We start from the raw sequence: 25,728 nt of genomic DNA, 5'->3' as shown, positions 1-25,728 counted from the left end.
TTTTATAAATTTAAATGGTTTTTCTTTTTTTTCTTTGGATGTAAATCCAAAATTATTATTCAAATATAAATAATAATTTAAATCAATTATTAAAATTCAGATTAATATTTACTTAATCGAATCTGATTATCTACTGGAAACATACATTTATTTAATAATGATTTTTTTATTGATAAGCCCTTTAGACGTTTTTACTTTTACGATATACACTCCTGAACTTATTTTTTTTATTGGAAGTTGTATGTCATATTGTCCTTGATTTTCAATTTTCCAAGTGGTTATTGATTGTCCAATACTATTATATAAAGTCATTTCCTGAACAGTTGTATCAATGGCTATATTGTTGATAATTATTATATTTTTACTTTGTGAATGAGCTATTCTTATTTGTTTGTCGAATGTGGTTTCCTCATTAAGGCCAAGTGTTTTGTCTTTGAATCGTAATGAAAAACGGGAATTGTGTAAACCATTTGTAAGATTGATTTCAAAAGCTTCATTGCGAATATTATGGTATATTTTAGTCTCGTCGTCGTATAGAAAAATAGGTTGATTATCATCAAAATTTTCTAAAGCATCAATCATGAATTTTACATTCCCAGAAGCATCTGTTTTTACTCCAATAGGGTAGGAAGCATTAATGTCAAAAAAACCTTCTCCTTGAATTACCAATTGATTTTCTCCATTCAAAAAATACATATCATTAGGAAAATCATCAATGTTTAAACCGTCATAACCGTTGTCCATTCCACTAGTTGCTTTTTCATCCATGAAGCCTAACAATACTTGTCTATGATAATTATTATGAGAGTTAAATCCCAATCTGATTTTTTTATGAGTATCAGTAACGACTGCATCATTATCATTATTTTTCCAAACGGTTTCTTTAGTAGATGTAGTTTTGAACATTACATTTGAGTTCAAAGCGTCATTTTCTTTATGAAAACCTCTTTGACTATTGTCAAAGATTACTGTTCCGCCAGAGCCAATTTTTCCATTCACAAAAAAGCCTTGCCCAACGGGTATATATCGGTTAGGAATTCCTCTTGAAGGCGTTCCTGACTGACTAATAAAATCTACGCCCGATGATGACGGAGCTAATCCTCCAGTTAAATTTCGTACTGCATAACCTCCTTGGTAATCTCTTAAAATGTGAGTATTATTACTGGCATAGTGTTCCCAAAAATATAAAGTTCCATCCGTGGAGGGATTTAAACCTATGTTTGCTGTTATAAAAGCATCTGCATCTAATGCCGATGGATATGGATTACCGGTTAGCAATAACTGATCGTCTCCAACAGAATTTGTTGTTATAGATCCATTATTCGGTTTTCCTATGAAGGTGTAATTTTGAGTTTCTAATACACCACCACTTCCTTTTAAAGTAAATCCTTGACCTACTCGTATTGGATGATTTTCATCGATTTGAACCCAATTTGCATAATCATTTGCATAATCATCAAATTTATATAGCCAATATCTAGCTAGGCTAATAGGAGCTGTAGGTGCTCCATCATAGCCACCAATCCAATTTATGGCTACAGGTGCAAGAGGATTTGTTCCATCTTTTAAACTTCCTGCAACGGTATAATTAGTATTATTTGCAATTGTATTTATTGGACTTACTGGGGAGCTCCAATAATTATAATTGTACAAATTGGATTGGCCTTGTTGGTCTCTTTCTATATATCCTGAGCTTGTAATGTCTAATTCGCTTTCTTCTGTTTGCACTAATTGTGACATTCCAACTAAATCAATTTTCCCATCTAATTTTAGATAGTGAGATATTTCAATTTTATTGTCATTATTAGCCTCAAGTGTGTTGCTTTCTACTAGTAATCCTAAAACAGTTTTATTACCAGCAGTAGTTATATTATGATTTGTTTTGACAATATTCCAATCAATAAAAGTACTGTTATCAACTCCTAATGTGTTGGGGATGTTCCATATAGTTCCATGGGTCCAAGTGGCACTTGATTCCCAAGCATTATTTGCATGTGAAGTGTAAGGCAAAGGAGCTGTTTCAGGTTGAGCAGTAACAATTCCTATTAATTTTCCATTGCGGAGATTAGCCGTTTTATCCATCAAAAATCCATTTAAAAGATCAGTAGATTGTGCCATTTGATAGTACCCTTCTAAGTTACTCCAACTTAAATTAGGTATTGATTGGGGTACGGTGGCACCAAAAACGCTATTACTATTATTTGTAATTCGTTGATTCATCATCTTGTGAGTCTGCGCTGGTGTTAAAGCTACATTCCAAATACGGAGCTCTTGCATCCAACCGGTAAAGAAATTAGTTGGCAGGTAAGGATAAGAAAGGCCAGGAGCCATCGCCCCCATGATACACTGGGCATTTGAATTTGCTATTGGATTTGAACCCGCTACAGCATTTTTAACACTAACCCCATCTATGTAAAGATTATATGCTGTTCCGTCAAATGTAACTGCTACATGATACCATCTGTTAGTGCTAACTTGGTAATTGGATGTTATTGAATTTCCATTGTTCCAATTAAATGAAATAATATTATTTACGATTCTTAAATCATATCCATCAGTAAGTGAACTTGGGTTTCTTTTAGAAAATATAGTTTGAACATTTCCATTTGTTAAGCCAGGTTTTATCCAAGTTTCGATACTAAAAGATCCGCTGTTTAAATTAAAATTATCTTTTAAATTAACGTTGTCATCAATTCCATCAAAATTCAAAACCAAACAAACACCAATTGAAATCTGTACATCATCAGTGATAGGAGTACAACCACCGCTACCTGCGATTGTCCATCTAAGGGTATAAATACCAGTGTTTGGACTGTAAAATTCAGAAGTTGGACTAGTCGCACTCGAAAAAATTTCTCCACCACCAGATGGTCCACTTACTATTGACCATGAGCCAGTTGTACCAGCAGTAGCGGCTAATTGTACAGATTCAAGTCCACATATTGGAGACAAATCGATGCCTGCCATTACTGATATACAAGAGCTTCCGTTTATGGCTACCTTAATGGAACCATCTATTGGTAAATTACAGGCGGTGTTATCATTGCCCTGAAAAAAATACCTAGTAAAAGGAGAACCGGATATAGTACCTGTACCAGTTATAGTTCCTGTTGCTAAAGTAACCTCTGGATTACAGCCTGCATTTAATATAATACTACAATCACTTGTCACTTCCAGATTAAAATTTAAACTAGCATAAATATATTCAGGATGTCCCACTGTGACAGGTAGTGTGCCTAAATCCCATAAAATTTTATTAGTAGCAGAATCATAATAAGGTAGGTTACTGGTAGAAAAACCATTAAAGGTGCTAGATGAGATAGTACTACCTACATTAAAGATTGCTGTTGCTGGAATTGGAATTGAAATTAGGGTGTTGGTTGTGCTTTCTGTACCTTCGTTAGTAATTGTTAGGGTATAGTTTATTGTTTGTCCCGGAGATGCTATTAAAACCGGAGGGTTGACAATATTATTTATAGAGTTTACACCTATTAAACCGTTAGGTTCTGGCACATAAGAATCGACAGACATCGCAAAACCAAATATAGTAAATATGTCAGCAGTTGATCCAAATCTAAAAGTAGTTGCAGTTTGATTATTAGCTATAACTGAGTTTAATGCATTTGGGATTGTAAACATACTAAAATCGACTCCGGTATTGTTTTGTAAGTTGGGATTACTATCAATTGCGTTTGGAAATGGAAATATAGAAGAATTAAAGAAGTTATTTGTTGTATTTGCCGTGTGATTTAACGTTAAGTAATTTGTTGCATTGTAAACATTGGGATCAGCATTAAGTTTTTGTACTGCAAGATAATCACCTGTCAATCCAACATCTCCTTCTGCTGCCATTACTCCAAGTTTCATGTTTACAGGTCCTGTGGCTACGGTTGTGAATCCAGAAATAGGAATCGTTCCGAATTCGCCACCATTTGCGCGTGGTCCATTTACAAAAGCATTTCCGTCAAAAAGTGTCACTGCTCGGCTTTTCATTAATGGATTTTGGTAAATTACAACCATTACCCAACCACCTGAGAATCCAGGGCTGGAGTTTGTCCCTTCTTTCAAACCAATATCAGCAACAGTATAGGCTCCAGGGCCATACGTTTTTACATAATCGGTGATTTCTTGATAACCAACAAATATTCCGCTATTGACTGCACCTGGAAAATATATATTAGAGGACACTCCATCCGTTTTTGCTGTGATTGAAGTATAAGTGCTGGCGCCTGGTCCTTTTAATGAAACTACTTTTTTGTCATAATTTTTAGTAACGGTTGTATAAGCGGGAACCGTTCCTGATAAATTTACTTCGGCTGATGATGTAGTTTGAATATCTGCAAGGCTCAAATTTGTAAAAGAACTTCTTGTCAATTGTTTGATGGTCAAAATTGCTCCATCATCAATTATGACATAAGGAGTTGTGAGCGTTGCAGTTGTAACACCACCTGAAGTAACAATATTAGAAGGAATAGTAGTGTAAACTCCACCATTTACTGATACTCTTACAGCAGGAACATTATTAAATTCAAATGCATAGGTATTCCCATTCCCGCTAAAAGTATAAATAGGCCAGCGACTACTTCCCGAATTGCCTCTCGTAACAAGCAGTGTGTAGTTTGAATTTGTAATTTGTTGATTGTGTGTTACTGTTGAATTAGTATTAATTGTTTGTGTGCCGTTTTGAACTTGCTTTGATGCTGTGAAGGTATCAGCATCTTCTGATTTTCCTGTCCAGTAAAGTCCAGCAAAAAGTACGGTTGAGCAATTTTGAACAGCATTATTCTCTCCTGAATTTGAAATCTCAAGTGTCGCCTTAGAAGAATTCCATGTATTGCTGTCACCATCAATATCGACGTACATCATTGCTGCACCTTGATTGTCACTATTTACACCGTAATTTACTAGAGTTAAGTTGGTGTTGCCTAATAAAGTAAAATCACCTTTTATGTTATAGATACTCTGAGTAGGAGTCGCATCAGAAGTTCTTTGCGTAAAATTAACTTGTGGCGTTGTTAAAGTTTGGGCATTTGCTTTAATGGCGGAAATCAATAGAATTATAAGTAAAAGTTGTAGTCTAATGATTCTTTTATGTACAAAAGTAATTTTCTCCATAACTTTCTTCAGTTAAATTAGACATAAACTATTATTCTAAATGAGTCCCTCATTCTTCGATTTATAGTCAAGCAAATGATGGTTTTAATTTCTCCACAGATTTCAAATATTCTAATAAAGGTTTCTTAATAAAAATGATTCAAAAGGCACTTTTTGGTATGTTCCCAGTGTGAAATTTTTTTAAAACAAAAAATCAAAATATTAATTATAAATAGCAAGTAATAGAAAATTATTAAAAACACAATTGATTTGTACCAATCCATAATATAATAAAACCTATTCAAAGAAATAGTTGGTATTTCGATAACTAATTTATAAATATTTGTTTATTTTAATAGATAAAAAACAAATTAAATCGATAAAAAGCATATTTATTTATTTTATATAAGTAAAAACATATAAAATAAATAATGCATTAATGGAGTTTGATTGTTGATTTTTGAAGGTGGTACAACAATTTTTATTATTTAGTTCTAACTAGTTTACATCAGTCTTTTGAATTTATAGGTCCGTCAATAAAAGTAAATAATAAGTAAAGCTCCTTTATTTTTATCAGTTATTTAGAAAATTCAGTTAGGAGTCGATTTCGTTTTTAAGTGAAATTTTTATAAAAAAAAACTTCCCCGTTAGGAGAAGTTTTTGTGAAGTAAAAAACGTTTTAGAATTACTTGATAATAATTTTTTTATTGATATTTCCTTTTGAAGTTTTTAATTTGACAATGTAAACTCCTGACGTTTTGTTTTCTATTGGGATTTTAATGCTAGTTTGTTCTTTTTCAGAAACCGCCCATGTAGCCATTAATTTTCCTTGAATATTAAAAAGGGACACAGTATTAACTGTATTGTCATTTGATCTATTAGTAATATTCAAAACATTATTAGAACGAGTAAAAGCTACCTGAATATTGTTGTCATAAATCACATCTTTTACACCTAATGTTTTATCCCTAAAGCGTAGTGAGAAACGATTTTTGAAGTATCCTTGAGGAAGTTCTATTTCAAAAGGTTTATTATTAATATTATTATATGTATTTGTTTCATTATCATAAATAAAAACATTTTGGTTTTGATCGAAGTTTTCGAGTGCATCAATATTAAATGACACTTTTCCGGCAGTTTCAATCCGAACACCAATAGGGAAGGAGGCATTTTCATCAAAATAGCCTTCTCCTTGTATGGCTAATTCATTATCTCCATTTAATAAATACATATCACTAGGAGAATCATCTATATTGAAAGCGTCGTAGCCATTATCCATATCGCTAGTTGCTTTTTCATCCATAAAGGCTAATAGCACTTGTCTGTGGAATTCTTTGTCCATAACATTAAATCCTAGACGTATTCTTTTATGGGTATCTTTCTCAATTGTCGCATTGCTATTGTCTGTCCAATGACTTGAATCTTTTGGATTATTTGGAATTCGATATAAGTCTTGAGAAAGTGCATTGGTTTCTGTAATAAATTCTCTTTGACTGTTATTAAAAATTACTGTTCCTCCAGTACCAGGTATACCTATAACAAAGAATGCTTGCCCTACAGGAATGTATCGGTTGGGTATTGATTTACTAGTTGTTCCAGCACCACTTATAAAGTCTACTCCAGTAGCACTTGGAGCAACTCCACCAGCTAAATTACGGATTCCATATCCTCCCTGATAAGCTACTAATTCATGTGAACTGTTGGTAGCAAAATGTTCCCAGAAATACAAGGCGCCATCAATTACTGGATCAGTAGTACTTGTATCTAGAGAACCAATGTTGTCATTAATAAATTTATCTGCATCTAATGCTGATGGATATGGATTACCTATCAATAACAATTGATCAGCTCCTACAGTATTATTTATAGTTCCATTGTTAGGTTTTCCTATAAAGGTTAGGTTCTGTGTTCCCGAAGTTCCTGGTCCTTTCATGGTAAATCCTTTACTGGCTGATAAAGTTCCGTTTTCTCCTATTCGAGTCCAATTAGCATAGTTGTTTTCTAAATTATCAAATTTAAATATCCAGTATCTAGCTAAACTTATTGGATTTGTTAGTGATCCATCAAATCCATTAACCCAGTTTATATTTACTGGGGCTGCAGGATTTGTTCCATCTCTTAAAACTCCCGCTACAGTAAAACTATTGTTATTAGTAGTATTGTTTATAGATCCCACAGGAGAACTCCAATAATTATAATTAAATCTATTGCCCTGTCCTTGTTGGTCTCTTTCTAATGACCCGGAACTGGTAGGGTCTAAATCACTGCCTAGTTTTTGTACTAATTGAGATCTTCCTACTAAATCTATTTTTCCATCTAGCTTCAAGTAATGGGATACTTCAATTTTTGAATCATTAGTGGCTATCAAATTATTACTGTTTACAAATAATCCTAAAACTGTTTTATTTCCTATTGAAGTAATATTGTGTGTAGTCCTCACGATATTCCAGTCTATTGTTTTTGTAGGATCTTCAATTGATGTACTGTATGGTAAATCTTGTACGGTACTATTTGTCCATGTCCCTACTGTTTCCCAGTTTCCATCTGCTGCTGACTCATAAGGCAATGGGGCAGTTTGTAAATCTACTGTTGTTAGATTTCGTAGCGCAGCTGTATAGTTATTATTAGAAACATCTTTTGCATTCGTGTAAGTGTATGTAGACATAGGATAATACGCTTGCAAATTTGCCCATGGGACACTACTAATATCATTTAATGTAATAATATTAGGTATTACAGATCCATTAGATAAAGTAGTATTACTTAATATTTCTTGATTCATTACATAACGGAATTGCGCTTCGGTAAGGGCTACATTCCAAACACGAACTTCATCAATTGAGCCATTAAAAAGAGAAGTAGGTGTTATATCATCTGCCGCAGCTATCAAGAATGATTGTGTAGTTGCAGGAACATTAGGCATAGTGGTATTGCTTACAATTGTTACACCATCAATATACATTCTTGCTGTTGTTGTTGGGCCATCATAAATTACTCCTATATGATGCCATTTTCCAGATGGAATAACTACGTTTGATGTAATAGTATGTTTTGTACCGCCTACCATCCAGCTCATTTCTGCTCTTCCGGCCGCGTTAATGCATAAATCATACCCTTGAGTAAATGTGTTATTTCTTTTTGAGAGTATTGTTCTATTAGCGCTGTTTCTATTTACCCAAGCCGAAACAGTAAACGATGTATTTAAGTTTAATACATTTCCTGCATCTAGGTAGTCATTTACCCCATCAAATTTTATACAACGTACTGCTGTTCTCTCTGGAGCATATCCAAAAGTGATATATTTAGTTCCATTAAAATCATAAGTAGTTTCTAAATTACTTCCATTTGCAGTCATAATTCTATATTCAGCTGTTGGGTCAAAACTAGGTGTATTGGATATAAACATTAAAAAATCTCCCGGAGGTGTTATTGTAGCTGTAAGCATAACAGAAGGTAGAGATACTTTTACGGTTGGAACATTTCCACCTGTTTCTACTACTTTCCAAGTTCTTCCTATGGATATAAAATCTACATTTGTTGTTAGCGCCGGAGTTATACCCGAACTAATATTTACGATAACTGGTGCTTGTGCAGCTAAGGTTCCACGATTATTTCCCCATACTAAGAATTTTTTATCAGAGTCAAAGGTGTTTAGGTTGTTTGTGTTTACATCTCTCAAATCACCTAATCCCATACTGATGTCTGCAACTGGGTTTTCTGTTTTTGATTGTTTTTGATTAAGTAGGGTATTATCATCTCGACCAATTCCCGCTATGTCATAATTAAAACCTGAATTTGCAACTGCATTCCATATCGTTGTTCCATCTGAATTTACATAATTAGTGTCACATAGGTCATCTGGAGTCGTGCTCCCAGGTGCATGTAAGGTTACTCCATTTTTTATGGCGAGATAGGATTGTATTTTTTGTTGTTCCAATGTAGTTTTTGCCTGTGAGTAACTTACCACTTCGGTCATTCTGCCATCTAAATATGACGACGCGACGTTTCCTGCTAATGTAAATCTTCCTACTCCTAAATTATATTGTATGTTGTTAAAATCACTAAAATTTAACTCTCCACTAAAGACAAAAGTAGGGTTACCTGTTCCAGCTTGACCGGTTGTATTATCAATACGCTTACCATTTTTATATATCTCTGTTCCATTTCCAGTACTATTTGTTTTAATGTTAAAAATAATAGTTTGTTGGTTGTAGCTATCTGTAGTACTTGTATATGCTCTTCCATAAGACTGAGTGTTTGCAGCTGGAGTCGCTGGTACAGAATTTAAATTATGCGACACTACTTCGTCAGTATAGCGCTGTGTAAAACTACCTAGACCTAATGCCGTTCCATCTAAGTGAAAAGAACTAGCGGCTAACCTACCTGAGATAGGAACTTGTCTGCTGGCGGCACTATTGTCTATTATGCCATTAGTTTTTATAACTACATAATAATCTTGTGACCAAAATCCACCTTTTCCTTTCATCACATGAGCTGATGCTGCAGAAAAATCTACTACCGGATTAAAGTTAATGTTGCGCGTACTGTTGTCTCTATAAATAGGGCTATTCCCCACAATACCAACAGAATTATTATCATAAGCTTGGTCAGACCAACTGTTTAAAGCAGTTCCATCTGCTATGGTACTAGTTCCTGTATTTGATTTTAACCATAATTTTAAGCTACCATTTACGTTTCCAGGTCCTGCTATAGGATCAGGAACTGGGATAATAGGATTACCTTTTATTATAATGTTATCTATTGCAACACCCGTAGCTGCCGTAGCTGTACCATTCGATGCAAACACAGCTCTTATTCTCAAAGTACTTACATTATTCAGAACGTTACTTTGAATAGATTTTTCAATAAATTGTGATAATGGAGCAGGAAAAGGAGCTGCTGTACCTATTACGGAACTATCTCCGTCCCATCCTACGGTTGTGCCTAATGAAGCATTCAAAGCTGCAACAGTAGTTTTAGTGTACCAGCTTGCACTAGTACCAGTACCTAGTGTAGTCCAGGAGGTTCCATTGTTAAGACTGTATTGAATTTGTATACCATCAGCATTGTCTTCCGATAAGTAGCGTAAATCTATAAATAATTTAACATTATTGTAACCCAAGGTGCTAATGGTTGGGCTTGTAATCGTAGTTAATGCATTATTTGGGTAAGTTCCAGCCGTTGTATTTACTGCCCAAAAACCTCCTTCACCTCTGTGCGGGGAAGATGCAGTATTAGTATAACCCCACGATCCAGTTGTTCCAGCTGAGGTCCAGCCACCATTACTATTATCAAAGTTCTCATAGTAGATGGTATATATAGGATCATTAACTGGAAGAAAAGATACCGCAATATCACTAGAACTTGTTCCACATGAGCTTGTGATGGTCCATCGAAATACATAAGCACCATTTAAGCTTACTGTAGCTATAGCACTTTCTGAGCTAGCATTATCAAAAGTAACAGTTGCTGAACCTGGACTAGATACTACGGTCCATAGACCAGTCCCCATAGCAGGAACGTTACCGCCAAGTGACTCAGATATTAAAGTTCCAAAATTGGTTTGTGATGGTCCTACTGTAGCTACTATTCCTGATATAACATTTTGTGTTTTTGAAGCTGTCGTTGTACCACAAGCACCTCCTGATGTTGTAAGGGTTAGCGTAGCAGTTCCTGTGTATGCTGCAGGCGGAGTCCATGTGGCCGTATTAGGAGTGGTTCCCGTATTATTTGTAAATGTTCCTCCAATGCCTCCATCTGACCATACGGCAGCAGTGGCTGTACCACCAAATGATCCGCCCAAGCCCACCGTAGTACCACCTTGACAAATGGTAGCTAATGCTGCGCCAGCATTAGCGATTGGTCCGTTTACGGCTTGCGTTTTTGATGCTGTTGCGACTCCACAGCTTCCTCCTGATGTAGTAAGTGTTAATGTGGCTGTACCTACGTACCCTATTGGAGGTGTCCAAGTTGTTGTACCTGGAGTTGTACCGGAATTGTTAGTGAAAGTACCACCCACACCGCCGTCTGACCACACCGCTGATGTTGCGCCTCCCCCAAAAGATCCTCCCAAAGCTACTGTCGAGCTAGTATTACAAATGGCTGCTAATGCAGAACCTGCATTGGCAGTAGGGCTTGGATTTATAATTGTTGTACGACCATTATTTGTTCCGTTAGGATTATTGATTTCTATTATACCAGAGGTTGTTCCGGGAGCTACGACAGCAGTTATTCGTGTAGAACTTACTACATTTACACTTGTACATGCTACCCCGTTTATAACAACATTTGTAATCCCAGTGGTTGCAAAGAATGATCCGTCAATAGTAATTGTACCACCAACACATAAAGGGCTTGTAGCTGCAGTTACTGTTATGTATCTAATATATACTGCTCCCACACCACCGGCACCGCCTATACTTCCAGTACCAGTTCTTTCACCCCCGCTACCACCACCACCAGGAAAACCTCCGGGAGCGCCATCACTATTTGCTGCTGGCGTCCCACCCGCACCCGCTAAGAAATTCAACACCGCACCAGAATTCCCGCCAAATCCTCCAGTTGCGGCCACTCTTGTTCCGTTACTTCCAGTAACGTTGACTGTTCCGTCTGAAGCAGTCCCACCACTACTAGTTGTTCCAAGGACAATGGCTGCTGCATTACCCAAACCACGTTGTCCGCCATTGGCTGTCATGTTTACTAAAGGTGTTGCAGCAATGATGCTCGATAGACCACCATTACCCCCAGCTCCCCCGGCGCTACTGCCAGCAGCTCCCCCAGCACCTACTACTGCATCAAAAAAGTTTCCTGCACTTACATCAATAGTTCTTGAAGTGGCTCCACCACCACCACCACCGTTACCACCTGCACCATTGATATTCGATCCACCACCGCCACCGCCACCGCCCCACGCGGCTAGGGTCACTGATGTTACTCCTGCAGGAACAGTAAATCTATTTGCTGGTAACCCATTGTTAGCAGGATTAGTATAAAGCACTTCCTGAGCAAAACCTGTAAGCGTAATAAAAAAGAAGGTTACTGCTAAAAATATTTTTTTCTTAAAAAGTATAGTTTTATTCATATAGTTTAGGTGTGGTATATGTTTGTTTACAATAAATAGTTTAGTTACGGTGCTATTTACGTAATAGTTTTGGTTTTGGTTTTAATTAACTGTTAGTTAATACTTTGAAATGTGATAGTTAACTTTACAAAAGTAAAATTTTTATTTCTAATTACAAGCCTTTTTTCTAATACAATAAGCAATTTGCAGACTTATATAGTATTCTTTTATGATTTTTTATAAATTTTACTTATTGCAATAAATATTCTTTAAGTATGAATACTTTATAACAAAAAAGCTATCGTATTAGGATAGCTTTTTTAGTTTCGATGTAACAAAGTATTATTGTTTTACAAAACGTTTTGTTGTAGTTGTTTCTTTGTCAGTTATTTCCAGTACATAATTGCCTTGGGCTATAGAAGAAACATTAATGGAATTATTTGATAATTTACCTTTCATAATGGTTTGGCCTAGTATATTGTAAATTTTAAATGCTGCATTTTCAGAAACAGAAGTTACATTTAGTATGGATGTCGTTGGGTTTGGATATACTACAATATCATTTGTGATTTCTTTCTCTTTGCTGGTTTCCATTGTTCGGGCAGCAGGAGCGGTTATGTTTATAGTGTAATCCTCAACCTGTCCTGATGCAAATGTTTCGCATGAAGTAGGAATTGCATTGTATTTCATAGAAACTCTCATTCTAGTTGTTCCAATTTTTGCTGTTACAGGAATAGTGATTTTTCCAGTAACGGGTGTAGTTGTCGTAGCTGCTCTAGTGAAAACTTGTTCTCCAGCATCAACAAAATCGCCATCGCCATTATAATCTATCCATACGCTATATCCTTCTTTGTATTTTGTTCTAGTCCACGAAGGTGTGATAGCAATGGTGTACGTAGTTCCTCTTGTCGCATTTGTTGCAATAGCAGTGTAGTTTTCATAACCAGTTCCGCCAGTAGTGGTATTGTTTATTGTTCCAAAAACAACTTTACCTATTTTCTCATTGATAACACTATTTCCTTTAGAAGCACAATAGGTAACAATAGGAGCGGAGGTTGTTATACTTATACCATTGCTTATAGCTGAAACGTTTCCAGTAGCATCTTTGGCTCTTACAGAAAATGTGTATGCAGTTGAAGCTGTTAGTCCGGTTACTGTAAACGAAGTATTTACACTACTAGAAATTAAAGTAGTTCCTTGATAGATATCATAGCCAGATACAGCAGTATTATCAGTAGAAGCTGTCCATGATAAATTAGTTGAATTTTGAGTGGTTCCAGATGCTACTAATCCAGTAGGGGTAGTAGGAGCTGTGTTATCTATAATTACATTTTGATTAGCTGTTACAGATTGTCCGCTTCCATCATCAAAAGTCCAAACTACTACAGTTGTTCCTGGTGCAGTTATAGGGAATGTTGTGTTAGTTATTCCAGTTATAGTTCCTGCGCATGCATCAGTAGTGGTAGGAGAGGTCAGCGTAACTGCATTTTGACTCGTTACAGTAGCCAGGGTTGGAATTACTGGTGCAGTTGTATCTTTGATTGTTACACTGGAAGTGCAGCTTGAAGTTTGTCCTTCAGCATCGGTAACCGTTAGAGTCACTAGTTGAGTAGTGTTTCTATGGCTACAATTGAAAGTATTTGGAGAAACCGAAATAGAAGTTATGGCCACATCATCTGTAGATCCATTATTAATATCTGTAGGTAATACAGTTAATTGTCCGTTACTGTTTAAGGATAAAGTTGCGTCTTTACATATAGCTACAGGAGCTGCAGATGATTCTATAATTTTGATTACCCTAAAATCGTCAATATAAAAACCATCGAAGGTAGTGGTATAACCATCAGTTCTATTAGAACTGTCAGTTCTCATGTATAATCTGAATCTGGCAGCAGTAGCGCCAACTAAAAAAGAATTGTTATTGGCATCAATTACAATTTCTTCCATTACCCATTTGCCCATTTGATTTCCATCATACAAAACACCGCCAGCACCAGCAGTATTTTGGAAATTATTAGTAGAGGATTTAGTGGCATGTGGATTGGTTTCGGTTTTTGATGTTGGTTTGGTATAATTTCCGCACAATGGAGTCCAGTTAGTTCCATTTGTAGAACCTTGTATTTGAACTAAATCAAAATTTCTTTCTAAATCCCATTTTGCATAATACTGAACTAATACTTTAGTCGCTCCAGATAAATTTGAAGTAGTGGCTGTAGTAAGGGTTTTGTTAATATTATTAGCGTAAGCTACAGTTGAAGCATCAGTAATTGATCTGGTTCCGGAGTAAGCACTAGTTGAGTTTACCCATGTGCCACCAGCTTGCGTCCATTTAGATAATAAATTAGTATCTGGATTGTCGCTGAATAGTACAGTTGGCTGATAGTATTTTATAAAATTAGCTTCGTATAAAATATAATCTCCGTTGCTCAATGAAACTTTATATTCAATTTTTTGATTGGGTAAAATCCCAGGAGCTAATTGTATTGCAGCAGTTACATTTCTTTGTTCTAATACAGCCATCCCAGTTTGCACCGTTGGAGATGTGATAGAAACAATATTGCTTGATACTGGTGTCACAGTTAGGGTGTAATTTGCAGCGGTTTGCCCAAGTCTTTCAATTCCAAAAGTTAAATTAGAATTTAAGGATGTGATGTTGCTTTGCGTAAGATCATGAAATTTAGCATATTTTCCGGCATAGTACGCAGCAATTAAATTCATTCTCAGGGCTCTTTTTGCAATAGCGGTAATATTTATTGGGCTAGGCCAAAAACCACCTTCTGCCAAACTCCCATTTTCTGGAGATAATGATAAAGTGTTTTTTCCAGATCCAGTAGAACCTGTTCCGTCATTAACTCCGCCAGTCATCCAGTCACTAGCATCACCACTCGCAGCATATAATATTCCTGGAGCCGGTCCATAAACATATCTGTTATACTGTGTCATATCATGACTTAACTTAGCAAATTCATTTTCTCTCCCTGTTAAAACTCCTGATTTTCCATTTATTGGGTGAGGAAGAAGATTTGAATACGCATGATGATTTAAAGCTGTTTTGAAGTTTTTTGATAAAACAAAATCTCTCATCATTTGTGTTTCTGGCTCAGAAAAGGCAGAAGTTCCTCTATACGTATTGTCGCATAAAACAGAAGAAGAACCGGATAATCCATAATAGTAACCGTAGTTTCTATTCAAATCAACCCCTCTAGTATTGTTGCTAGATGCTGTAGTCCCTGCATCACAAATTCCTGGTCTTAAATTTTTACGTTGCATTCCTCCACCAGTAGGCGCAATAGTTTCATTCCAAGACAATCCATCCGGATTTGCTACAGGAACAAAATACATTTCGGTATTATCAACGATACTTTTTATAAAAGGATCTGAGCTATAGTTTTCTAATAAATACCACATATAATATATTGTATTCATCATACTGCTAACTTCTCTTGAATGTGTCATACCCGTATAAAGGACATTTGGTTCTGCTTCATTCAAAGATGGGTTGTCAGAGATTTTTACATAATAAATAGGTCTTCCTTGGTGTGTTAGTTGGTTTGAAGGAGAAATATTAGCTTTAACAGATATAATATTTGGATACATTCGTTGCATTTTATCTAACTCAGCGAGCACTCCGCTATTAGTAAAACACCCACCAAAGGTTGATGGAATAGTAAAATTAGAAGGTGTCACAAAGTTAATTTCACTACAGTCATTTTGTTGTCCAATATTGCCAATAATAACATTTTTTACGCTCAATGATCTATTTGCTTTTGAGCTCTTTTTTTCTCGTACTAAATTACTCTGGGCTTGAGCCATATCTTTTTGAGCTCTTTCAGAATATAATTTTGTAAGATCTTCAACTACTACTTTATACTTCAAGCCAGTAGATCTGATTTTGTTTAATTCATAATCAGAAAGTTCCAACTGTATGTATGATTCAGTATTGACTACACCACAATCAAGATCCACACCGGTTTCCATTAGCTTTTTGATAACATCAGGAGAATTTTTCGAAATCTGAACTCTTTTATACTTGAACTCAGAATATGGAATTTGATTAGAATTACTAGTAATAGATTTTGTTTGAGAGTAAGATTTGATAAAAATAAAAGAAATTAAAAGAAAAATAAAAGTAGTTTTTTTCATGGTAAAAAAATTTAGGTTACCAAATCTAGAATATTTTTTTTACAAAAACAATTTTAATATCGACAAAGTGTATTGATTTGTCGATAAAAGTACGTTTAAAGTGTGGGTCTCGTTAAATCATTTGAGCTATTAAAGAATTAAAAATTTAAATGATATAAAAAATAACAGTACTGTATGTTATTAATACAATGTTATTCATTTGTTATTTCGATGAATGGAAATAAAATTGTTACTCTCTTTATGAGATTTCTCCTTTGTCGAAATTACAATACAGCTAAATTCATTCATAAGATGTAATAGGTTATTAGTACCGGACAGTTAAAAAAAAATAGCGATAAGTTTTAAAATGGATTTGTTAGTTACAGATAAATCCATTGTTATATACGATTTCATACTTAGATAGTCTCAAAAGTAAAAGCCAAAGTTTTAATTCATCAATATTGACGAGCTTAAAACTTTGGCTTTATTGAAATAAAATACTACATCTTGTGGTAGATTTTATTTTTATTCTAAAATCGAACTTAATAGAAGTAATTGATTTAAGAGGAATCTATTTAATTTTGATTTAATCGGACTTTAAGTTAAAAAACAATTTCTTGATAAAAGTCGGATTAGAATCTTAAATAGTTTGTTCTTTTCTATATTTTCTAAAAGTATAATAGGCAAAAATAATTCCAGCTATAGCTAAAAATATTAATTTACCATTTATAGGCACTGTAGGCTCCACACTTTCTAAATCACCATCTGAAGTATCATCACCAATTTGGGCAAATACCATAACGCTGGATAAAAGGCAGAATAGAGTACAGTATAATTTTAATAATATGTTTTTCATTTTTAGATTTCTTTATATGATTTTTGGTCGCTTATTTAACAAAAGGCCACTAATTAATAAACTACTTTTTTAGTAACTACTTCGTTTTGGTCAGATGTTATTTTAATAATTAAAGTCTGCTCAGCTGCACCAAAATCCTTGATTGAAGTTTTAGTAGCATTTACTTCTTTTTGCTCAAAAATGATTCTTCCTCTAATATCAAATATGGTTACGTTTTTCATAACTGTTGAGCCAGAATTAATGTCTATTACTCCTTGGTTGTTAAAAATAAGTATAGTGTTTTCATTAAATATAGGTGTTTCAATTCCTAAAGTTTTAGAATTTTTATACATTAATTCAAAACGATTGTTGAATGTTCCAATTGCTGATGAAAAAGGGTATTCACTTTTTTTCAAATCATGAATAGCATCATTTAATTTATCCATCAAGAATATGTCTTGTTGATTTGCAAATAATCCATCAACATGATCAATCGCAATATTGAAATTTCCACTAACATTAGTTTTGAAGGTAAGAGGAACAATATCTGTATCTACAAATGGCAAGCCTCTTCCTTGTATAATAAATTCTTGATTTTCTATTAAAGAGTTTAAGGCAATAGGATTATCATTAATGTATTTTCCGTCTATTGTAGCGTCTATTCCTGCAGTAGCGCTAGTCATGTAAGCGATTAGCATTTGGTTTATTTGTGATGTAGGTGTAGAGAGGTTTAACCAAATTCTATTTCGCTCAATGTTTTTTGTTCTAAAAAACTGGTCTTCGTTATTTCCTAAACGCATAGCATTTGTAAATGAAATAGTGTTAGAAGTAGCCTTGGCTATAAAACCTTGTCCTACCTGAATAACTCCATTAGGCACAATACTGCTCAATCCGCCTGCGTTAGCGGTACCACCTGCAAGAGTATAAGTTGCATAGGAAGTACTTAAGGCATTGTTTGTTTTTCTCCAAAAATACAATGCTTCAGTAATGTTATTTGTTGAAATGAAAGTATTAGCATTTATGGTAGAAGGATATGGATTACCAATCGCATTGTACGTATTGTTTGTAACAGTTAAATTATAATTTCCATTGTTAGGAACACCTTGAAATTGACCTTCCCAAATTGTTGGAGTCGTAGGATGATTATTTGGCATACGAATTAAGTATCCTGTTCCTGTAGCAAAATTATTTGTTGATGCAATACCACTATAAAAATTTGTAGAAGGATTGTAGGTATAAAAACGATTCGATAATGTAGACGGAGAGAACAATTGCAATTGCTGACCAGATACTGGAGCTGACCACAATACATAATCTAAAAGCATCAAAGGAGATGTTTTTCTTTTTACAATAATGTTTCCGGTATTTCCATTTGTGTTTTTGGATTGAATCAAGTTAGCGTTACTTTCAAATGTTAAAGAAGAACCAGAAGCGACACTGACATCGCCTGCAATATTTAAATTAAATCCTGAATTCACTGTAACTACAGCATTGTTGTTTACGGAAAGACTACAAGCAGTAAGGTTTGAGTTTATAATGAGGTTTCCTGATATTACAGCATTCATGCCTGATACGGGTTCGCTATTTGACCAAGTCGTACCGTCCCAAGTTGTTGTACCAATTATAATATTTTGATTAGCGGTTACAATTTGACCATTTCCATCGTCAAACGACCAGGTAACTACTGTTGTTCCGGGAGTTGTAATTGGGAATACTGTAGTAGTAGTTCCAATAATAGTTCCGGCACAAACATCTGTAGTGGTTGGTGCTATAGGAGTTACAGAACATTGTCCTGTTATATTTGCTAAAGTAGGAGTTACTGGTGGTGTTACGTCTATGATTGTTACAGTAGCAATACATGTGCTGGTTTGTCCATCAGCATCAGTCACTGTTAGCGTTACATTTTGTGTTGTATCTGCATGAGTACAATCGAATGTATTAGGAGAAACTGTAATTGAAGTAATACCTACATCATCTGTAGAATTGTTATCTACATCACTTGGTAAAACAGTCAATGACCCACTACTATTTAATGATAAGGTGGCTGGTTTACATATTGCAACAGGAGGTGCCGATGGTATTTTTATGATTTTAAAATCGTCAAAAACAAAACCATCAAAAGTAGTAGAATATCCATCTGCTCTATTTGAGGAGTCAGAATCTAATAAAAATCTAAATTGTACATTACTTTGTCCAAAAAAGGAACTGTTTTCTGTAGGGCTGATGTAAATTTCTTCCATAACCCATTTATCCATTGTATCACCCTCATATACTAGTTGACCTGTGGGCTGGTTGCTTCTATCAGCGAAAGTTTTAGTTGGTGATGTATTTGTACTAGATGCACTATTATAACGATTAGTATTTAGGGACGAAGCTGGTTTTGTATATTTTCCGCAAAGTGAAACCCAATTTGTACCATCGACAGATGCTTGAAATTGGGCATAGTCAAAATTTCTTTCTAAATCCCATTTCGCATAAAATTGAACAACTGCACCCGCACTATTTGCTAAGTTAACGGGAGTGTTTAATCGTAATGTTTTATTAGTATTGTTTGCGTAAGCTCCTGCAGGAGAATCGGTAATGGCAGCTGTCCCAGAGAAAGAATCAGTTGTAGTTCCCCATGCGCCACCTGAACTCGTCCAATTTGTAATGCCTGAAACATCTGGATTGTCAGTTATAAATACGGTTGGATTGAAATATTTAATAATGTTAGTTTCGTACATTACGTATCCATCATCGTTAGTTAATGAAATTTTAAATTCAATGATTTCATTATCTTTAATATCCTCATTTAAAACGTAAGCGGCATTAACAGTTCTTTGCTCTAGTTTTGTCCATCCTGTTTGTGTTGGAGGTGAAGTAATAGATGTGATATTACTAGAAACTGGAGTTACTGTTAATGTGATATTCCCTAATGTTTGTCCAAGGTATTCAAGGCCAAATTTTAGATCACCAGTTTTAGTACTAATTTCAGTAGAATTTTGATCATGAAATTGTGTGAATTTTCCACTGTAGTATGCATTGACAAAATTCATTCGCATTCCTCTTTTCGCGATATCCGTAATTTGTTGACCTGTTGGCCAAAAGCCTCCTTCACTTCCATCGGGTGCGCCATGTTCTGGGGAGAGTGCAAGGACTTGTTTGCCTGATCCTGTAGATCCATTTACATCCGCAACTCCTCCCAGCATCCAGTCACTGAGGTCACCATTAGCAACTGTTAACACATCTGGAGCTTCCCCATAAATGTATCTATTAAATCGAGTTAAGTCTTGGCAAAACTTTGCATACTCATTTTCTCTTCCAGAGGGAGGTGCTGCGGGATATCCATTATAAGAATGGGGCATTAAATTTGAAGTTGCGTGGTGATTTAAAGCCGTTTTAAAGTTTCTTGTAAGAGAAAAATCTCTTATAATTCTAGTTTCAGGTTCAGATGCCGCACTAGTGCCTCTGTATGTTTGATTAGATGTTGTTCCTGATGAGCCATTGTATAGGGGACTTGCACCCCAAAAATAATTGAAATTTCTATTTAAATCGACACCTCTTGCATCATTATTACCAGTATTGGCGCTAGGATTTAAATTTTTACGTTGCAACCCTCCACCGCTAGGTGCTATTTGTTCATTCCATTTTAGCCCATCTGGATTCACCACAGGGATAAAATACATTTGGTGATTATCAACTAAATTTTTAATACCAGGATCAGTACTGTAATTTTCTAGAACATACCACATGTAATACATGATGTTCATCAAACTACTAACTTCTCTTGAGTGCGTCATACCAGAATACAAAGATTCGGGTTCATTTGCCTCAAAAGAATCCGGATTGTCAGATATTCTAACGTAATATATGGTTTGTCCAGACCACGTATTATATGCTCCAGAATTAGTAAAAGCATTTCCATGTGTAACTTGATTTGTAGGCGATGCATTTGCTTTTACTGAAATTAGGTTTGGATATTTTGCTCTCATCAAATCTAATTGAGATAAAACTTCATCATAGGTTAAACAACCTGCCATACTTCCTAATTCAAAGTTTTGTGGGACTGCCCAATCTACTTCCGTACATCCTTCATACTGGATGAAATTATTTATGGTGGTCGATTTAGTGCTTAAAGACCTAGCGTTATTTTTTGCTAATTTCTTTTGCTCTTCTAATTCTTTTTTAGCTTTCGGAAGTTCTTTTTTTGTGATTTTTTCGTAATACGATTTTAAATCCTTAATCAAAACAGTATAATTAATTTTTGCTTTTTCTAAGCTTTTTAATTCTTGGCTACCAAGTTCTAGAGTTAAATTTTCCTCATGAAAAATGGCACCGCAACCTAGATCTATTCCTGCATTTTTAATTTGCAAAAGTTGAGAAGGTGATGGTTTTGTGATTAATATCCTTTTGGCTATTGGGTTATGTTGTGCAAAAGAAAATTGATTAAAAAGTAAAATAGTAATAAAAACTAAAAGGTAATTTTTTTTCATATTAAGGTATATTTGGAGTTCAAAAATAAATTAAATATTTGTTATAAACAATAGGTGTTTCAGTCAAAATACTAATTAACTATTTGAATATGTGTAAATTTGTTTTTATTGTGTTAAAATTATTGAATAATTTTAATTGAAAATAGATGCTTTAAAACACACTAATATTTGTTAATGATTTGGATATGGTTTTGCTGCATTATGATTTGGTTATGAATGGATTACTCATTCCTTAGACCATTAATTTTACTTAAATTAAAAATTTGCATTTAATTCATACTAAGTGGTTCAGGTATCCTGATACTTATTTTATTCTCTTTAACCATCAATAAATAGAAGGTGATACCGCCTAAAATGACTAGCAAAGCAATCTGTAACTGGCCAAGAAGATTGTTGTCGTTGTGCAAAGTGTTTGAATTTGTCAATTTTGATTTACCCTCATTACTCTGAATTTGAGACAACTGTTCTAATGTTTGTAAAGCTTTATTGCTGGAGTAGTTTACTTTGTTCCAGTTATTATTTAGGGCTTCTTTATTTATCGTAGAACAAGAAGCTAGAAATGCAACTAAAGAAATTTTTTCTTTAGGCGTTAAAACTGTTTTTACATATAGTTGGTCTATGTTCTGAATGTTTTTTAGTGCTGTAGTAATCTTGTCTTTTTTTTGAGTATCATTAAGTTTTGCAGCTGTAGCATTTGTTTTTATAAAATAAAGCTCATTTGCATACTGAAAAATATATCTGGCCACAACCAATCGGTCATTATAGATAGTATTAATAGCTTCATTTGTTATTTTTGAGTTTTGTAGTGTATTAAAATTACTCAATAAAATGATAAACATAACAATCAGTAACACAAAAGCAGCTTTAGTTTTATTACTGTATTTTTTTAAATCTTTCATCGCTACGGGATTTGTATTCAATGCAATATAAGCTATTGTATTGAATTTGTTCACATAAAACAAATGCACCTAAATTCAGATAATTAACCAACGATTTATTTAAGTTCGGAATTTCTAAATTTAGAACGATCTCAAATAGATTTTAATAATACAATCTAAAATTGAGCAGGTTGCAAAGTGCGTAATGTTTTTTGTGTAATTCTTCCACAATTTCAATAACATCATCCAGTTCTTCAAATAAACTAAAGAACGCTTTGTCTAGATTGCTGCTGGATAATGTATTATATATTGCACCATAACCAGAAATTGCTCGTGCTCCTGTAATGTCTAAAAAGTATTGAGCTTCCTCCTCGCTTAAGTCTAATATTTTTGAATTTGCAAAATGTAAAATTTTTCCATTCATTTTTCCTTCAAAAAGCTCTGCTATTTCCTCTAAACTATAATAAAAGTCATTGAGGCAAATGTTATTTCCTTGACCCTGCATTACTAGATAGATTATTTCATAATTTGTAAAATTATGGTCTTCATAAAGTAATGTGTTTAAACTTTCTTCTAAACCTTCAATAGTATCACATGTTTTATGAATACTAGTAATGCCTTGTTCCGAGGCTAATTGCTCTAAGTTTTTTACAACTTCGGTTATGGTAACAGTTTCTATATCAGAAACGGCTTCGAGGCAGAAAATAAAGGAGTCAGAATCCATGAAATTAGTTTTTTTTAGATGTCATAATGCAAACAAATATTTTATTGAGATATAAATCACAACGAGAAGCACTCTTTAGGAATAGAAATACAAGAGAAAGTTTTTTAGCATTAGCTTCTATGGCTAGTAATCTTTCCAGATAGAGGTTTGTAATTTCGTTTTGTAAAATTACTTCAGAAAGAAATCTGTTGTTATTATTTTACCATAAATAGTTATTAACCTTTTTTTGAAGAATTTGGAGCAGAATAAATGTATTTGAAATAAATCCCTAACTCCTTTTCGTCACTCCTAAAGTGAGGTCTGGAAAATATTTCAAATTTAATCAAGAAAAAACCCTAACATATTGATGTTAGGGTTTTGCTTTGGTAGCGAGACCGAGATTTGAACTCGGGACCTCAGGGTTATGAATCCTGCGCTCTAACCAACTGAGCTATCTCGCCATGATTGGACTTGTTATTCTGTCCTTGAATGCGGGTGCAAATATAAAAATAATATTAGAGCTTGCAAGTATATTTTTAATAAAAAAAAATATTTTTGAAAACGCTTTTTTTTCGGAGTTATATTCTATATATTTCGAAAAAAATAAATGTAGCTCATGGATCAAAAAGTACGTTACGAAATAGAGTTTCCCATAAATTCTTCGCCTCAATTATTGTATCAATATATATCAACTCCCTCGGGTTTATCTGAATGGTTTGCTGATAATGTGAATTCTCGTGGTGAGTTTTTTACTTTCATTTGGAATGATTCCCAAGAAAAAGCTAGACTTGCTTCTAAGAAAACTGGTGAAAAAGTAAAGTTTAAATGGGTTGATGAAAACAGTAAAGACACGGAATACTTTTTTGAGTTGCATATTTTAGTGGATGAACTTACGAAAGATGTATCTCTAATGGTAGTTGATTTTGCTGAGAAAGATGAGGTTGATGAAGCGACATTGTTATGGGAAAATCAAATTTCAGACCTTAAACATCTAATTGGTTCTGTATAGTAAAATAGTATATTATAACTTATCTTTGCCCTGAACAAAATTTAGGGCTTTTTTTATGATTAATTGGAATGGGACTATAGTATCTGAGGATGCTAATATATTGGCACAAAACCGCGCTTTTTTATTTGGTGATGCCGTCTTTGAAACGGTTAAAGTAATAAACAGAAAAATACTTTTTCTCGAGGATCATTATTTTAGGTTAATGTCTTCAATGCGTGTTCTTCGAATGGAAATTCCAATGAATTTTACTATGGAATATCTTGAAGAACAAATACTATCATTAGTTACAAAAAATAAAGAGTTAGATTCTTCTCGTGCTCGAATTACCGTTTATAGGAATGACGGCGGGTATTATTTGCCACAAAATAATACGGTATCTTTTCTTATTCATTCAATAGCGCTTGAAAACAAGCTGTATTCAATTGAAAAAACAAATTACGAAGTTGATTTATATAAAGACTTTTATATTACAAAACAATTGTTATCATCCATTAAAACGACCAATAAAATCATTAATATAACAGGAAGCATTTTTGCTAATGAAAACGGTCTGGATAATTGTTTGTTATTGAATGATAGCAAAAATGTTGTTGAGGTTCTGCAAGGGAATATTTTTATGTTACTAGGGAATAAGTTAATTACACCACCAGTTTCTGAAGGTTGTTTGAATGGTATAATGAGAAAACAAATTCTAAGTTTAGCTAAAAAAATAGAAAATTTAGAGGTCGTGGAGGAAATAATCTCACCGTTTGACCTTCAAAAAGCAGATGAGTTATTTATTACTAACGTAATTAAAGGAGTTCAACCGATAACGCAATACCGAAAAAAAATATTCACAAACTTATTGTCAGTACAGTTGATAGAAAAGCTTAATGAAATGATAAATACTATCTAATTTAAGTATGGATTTTCTGGAGCATTGGACCAGATGAGATATTCTCCACCCAATTCCATGATTTGCTCTTTCCAGAAATGTGTGGCAGATTTTCCAATTATTTTATTTTCGTAGCTGTTTGCAGTAATTATCCAAGAGTGGCTTTCCATTTCATTTTCTAATTGGTTTTCATCCCAACCTGTGTAACCTAGAAAGAATCGGATGTTATCGTTATTAATTGCGCCTTTATTGATTAGTTCTTTTGTAGACTCAAAATCACCACCCCAGTAAATGCCATTAGAGATTTCGATGCTGTTAGGAATCAAATCTGGGATGTTATGAATAAAATAGAGGTTGTCTTGTTCTACTGGGCCGCCATTATAAATCTTAAATCGCGCGTCTATATCCGGGATTAGATCATGTATAGTGTATTTCAGGGGTTTGTTAATTATAAAACCAATTGATCCTTCTTGGTTATAATCAGCTAATAAAATTACCGATCTGTTGAATGATAGATCCCCAATTATAGTAGGTTCTGCTATAAGCAAATATCCTTTCTTTAATTTATCTGTATTCATCGGAATATTTTTTTTAATAAAATTAAGTTTTTTATTATAATATTGCAAAATAAAATCGTTGAAAAGCATAAAAAAACCTTCCATGTGGAAGGTTTTGACTATA

At 34.2% G+C, this 25,728-nt stretch carries 10 protein-coding genes and 1 tRNA gene; 2 read left to right on the top strand and 9 right to left on the bottom strand.

All coding sequences use genetic code 11. The annotated features are described in order from the left end of the window. Positions 1-147: 147 nt before the first annotated feature. The 8 genes from DFR66_RS00625 to DFR66_RS00595 all read right to left on the bottom strand — a co-directional run bounded on the left by DFR66_RS00625 (position 148) and on the right by DFR66_RS00595 (position 23,625). A complete protein-coding gene (locus DFR66_RS00625; protein ID WP_114752933.1) occupies positions 148-5,115 on the bottom strand; it encodes a LamG-like jellyroll fold domain-containing protein in 4,968 nt (1,655 codons plus the stop codon). A gap of 664 nt (positions 5,116-5,779) precedes the next feature. After that, positions 5,780-12,175 (bottom strand): T9SS type A sorting domain-containing protein, encoded by a 6,396-nt coding sequence (locus DFR66_RS00620; RefSeq protein ID WP_114752932.1) that lies wholly within the window; start codon positions 12,173-12,175, stop codon positions 5,780-5,782. 321 nt (positions 12,176-12,496) lie between these two features. Then, positions 12,497-16,297 carry a M14 family zinc carboxypeptidase gene (locus DFR66_RS00615; protein WP_114752931.1) on the bottom strand — a complete coding sequence of 1,267 codons (3,801 nt, stop codon included), beginning with the start codon at positions 16,295-16,297 and terminating at the stop codon, positions 12,497-12,499. Positions 16,298-16,916: 619 nt separating this feature from the next. Further along, positions 16,917-17,132: a hypothetical protein gene (locus DFR66_RS13815; RefSeq protein WP_208630917.1), complete on the bottom strand. Its 216-nt coding sequence runs from the start codon at positions 17,130-17,132 to the stop codon at positions 16,917-16,919. Positions 17,133-17,185: 53 nt separating this feature from the next. After that, a complete protein-coding gene (locus DFR66_RS00610) occupies positions 17,186-21,583 on the bottom strand; it encodes a M14 family zinc carboxypeptidase (protein ID WP_114752930.1) in 4,398 nt (1,465 codons plus the stop codon). 269 nt (positions 21,584-21,852) lie between these two features. Then, positions 21,853-22,482: an MCP four helix bundle domain-containing protein gene (locus DFR66_RS00605; RefSeq protein ID WP_114753170.1), complete on the bottom strand. Its 630-nt coding sequence runs from the start codon at positions 22,480-22,482 to the stop codon at positions 21,853-21,855. Positions 22,483-22,624: 142 nt separating this feature from the next. Continuing rightward, positions 22,625-23,185, bottom strand: a complete 561-nt coding sequence (locus DFR66_RS00600) for a DUF6642 family protein (protein WP_114752929.1) — start codon at positions 23,183-23,185, stop codon at positions 22,625-22,627. A 363-nt stretch (positions 23,186-23,548) separates the two neighbouring features. Continuing rightward, positions 23,549-23,625 (bottom strand) — tRNA-Met (locus DFR66_RS00595). A gap of 155 nt (positions 23,626-23,780) precedes the next feature. On the opposite strand from DFR66_RS00595, the gene DFR66_RS00590 reads away from it, so the two are divergent. Both DFR66_RS00590 and DFR66_RS00585 read left to right on the top strand, forming a co-directional pair. Further along, the gene (locus DFR66_RS00590; protein ID WP_099716121.1) at positions 23,781-24,173 is read left to right on the top strand and encodes an START-like domain-containing protein; all 393 of its coding nucleotides are present in this window, start codon (positions 23,781-23,783) and stop codon (positions 24,171-24,173) included. A gap of 55 nt (positions 24,174-24,228) precedes the next feature. Then, positions 24,229-25,068: an aminotransferase class IV gene (locus DFR66_RS00585; RefSeq protein ID WP_114752928.1), complete on the top strand. Its 840-nt coding sequence runs from the start codon at positions 24,229-24,231 to the stop codon at positions 25,066-25,068. Here DFR66_RS00585 and DFR66_RS00580 read toward each other — a convergent pair. Beyond that, positions 25,065-25,625, bottom strand: coding sequence for a YqgE/AlgH family protein (locus DFR66_RS00580; RefSeq protein WP_114753169.1), 561 nt, complete (start codon positions 25,623-25,625; stop codon positions 25,065-25,067). The genes DFR66_RS00585 and DFR66_RS00580 overlap by 4 nt on opposite strands. Positions 25,626-25,728 lie beyond the last annotated feature (103 nt).

The sequence above is a fragment of the Flavobacterium glaciei genome (assembly GCF_003350545.1).
Classification (GTDB): Bacteria; Bacteroidota; Bacteroidia; order Flavobacteriales; family Flavobacteriaceae; genus Flavobacterium; species Flavobacterium glaciei.
This window is presented reverse-complemented; position numbering and strand designations above follow the sequence as displayed.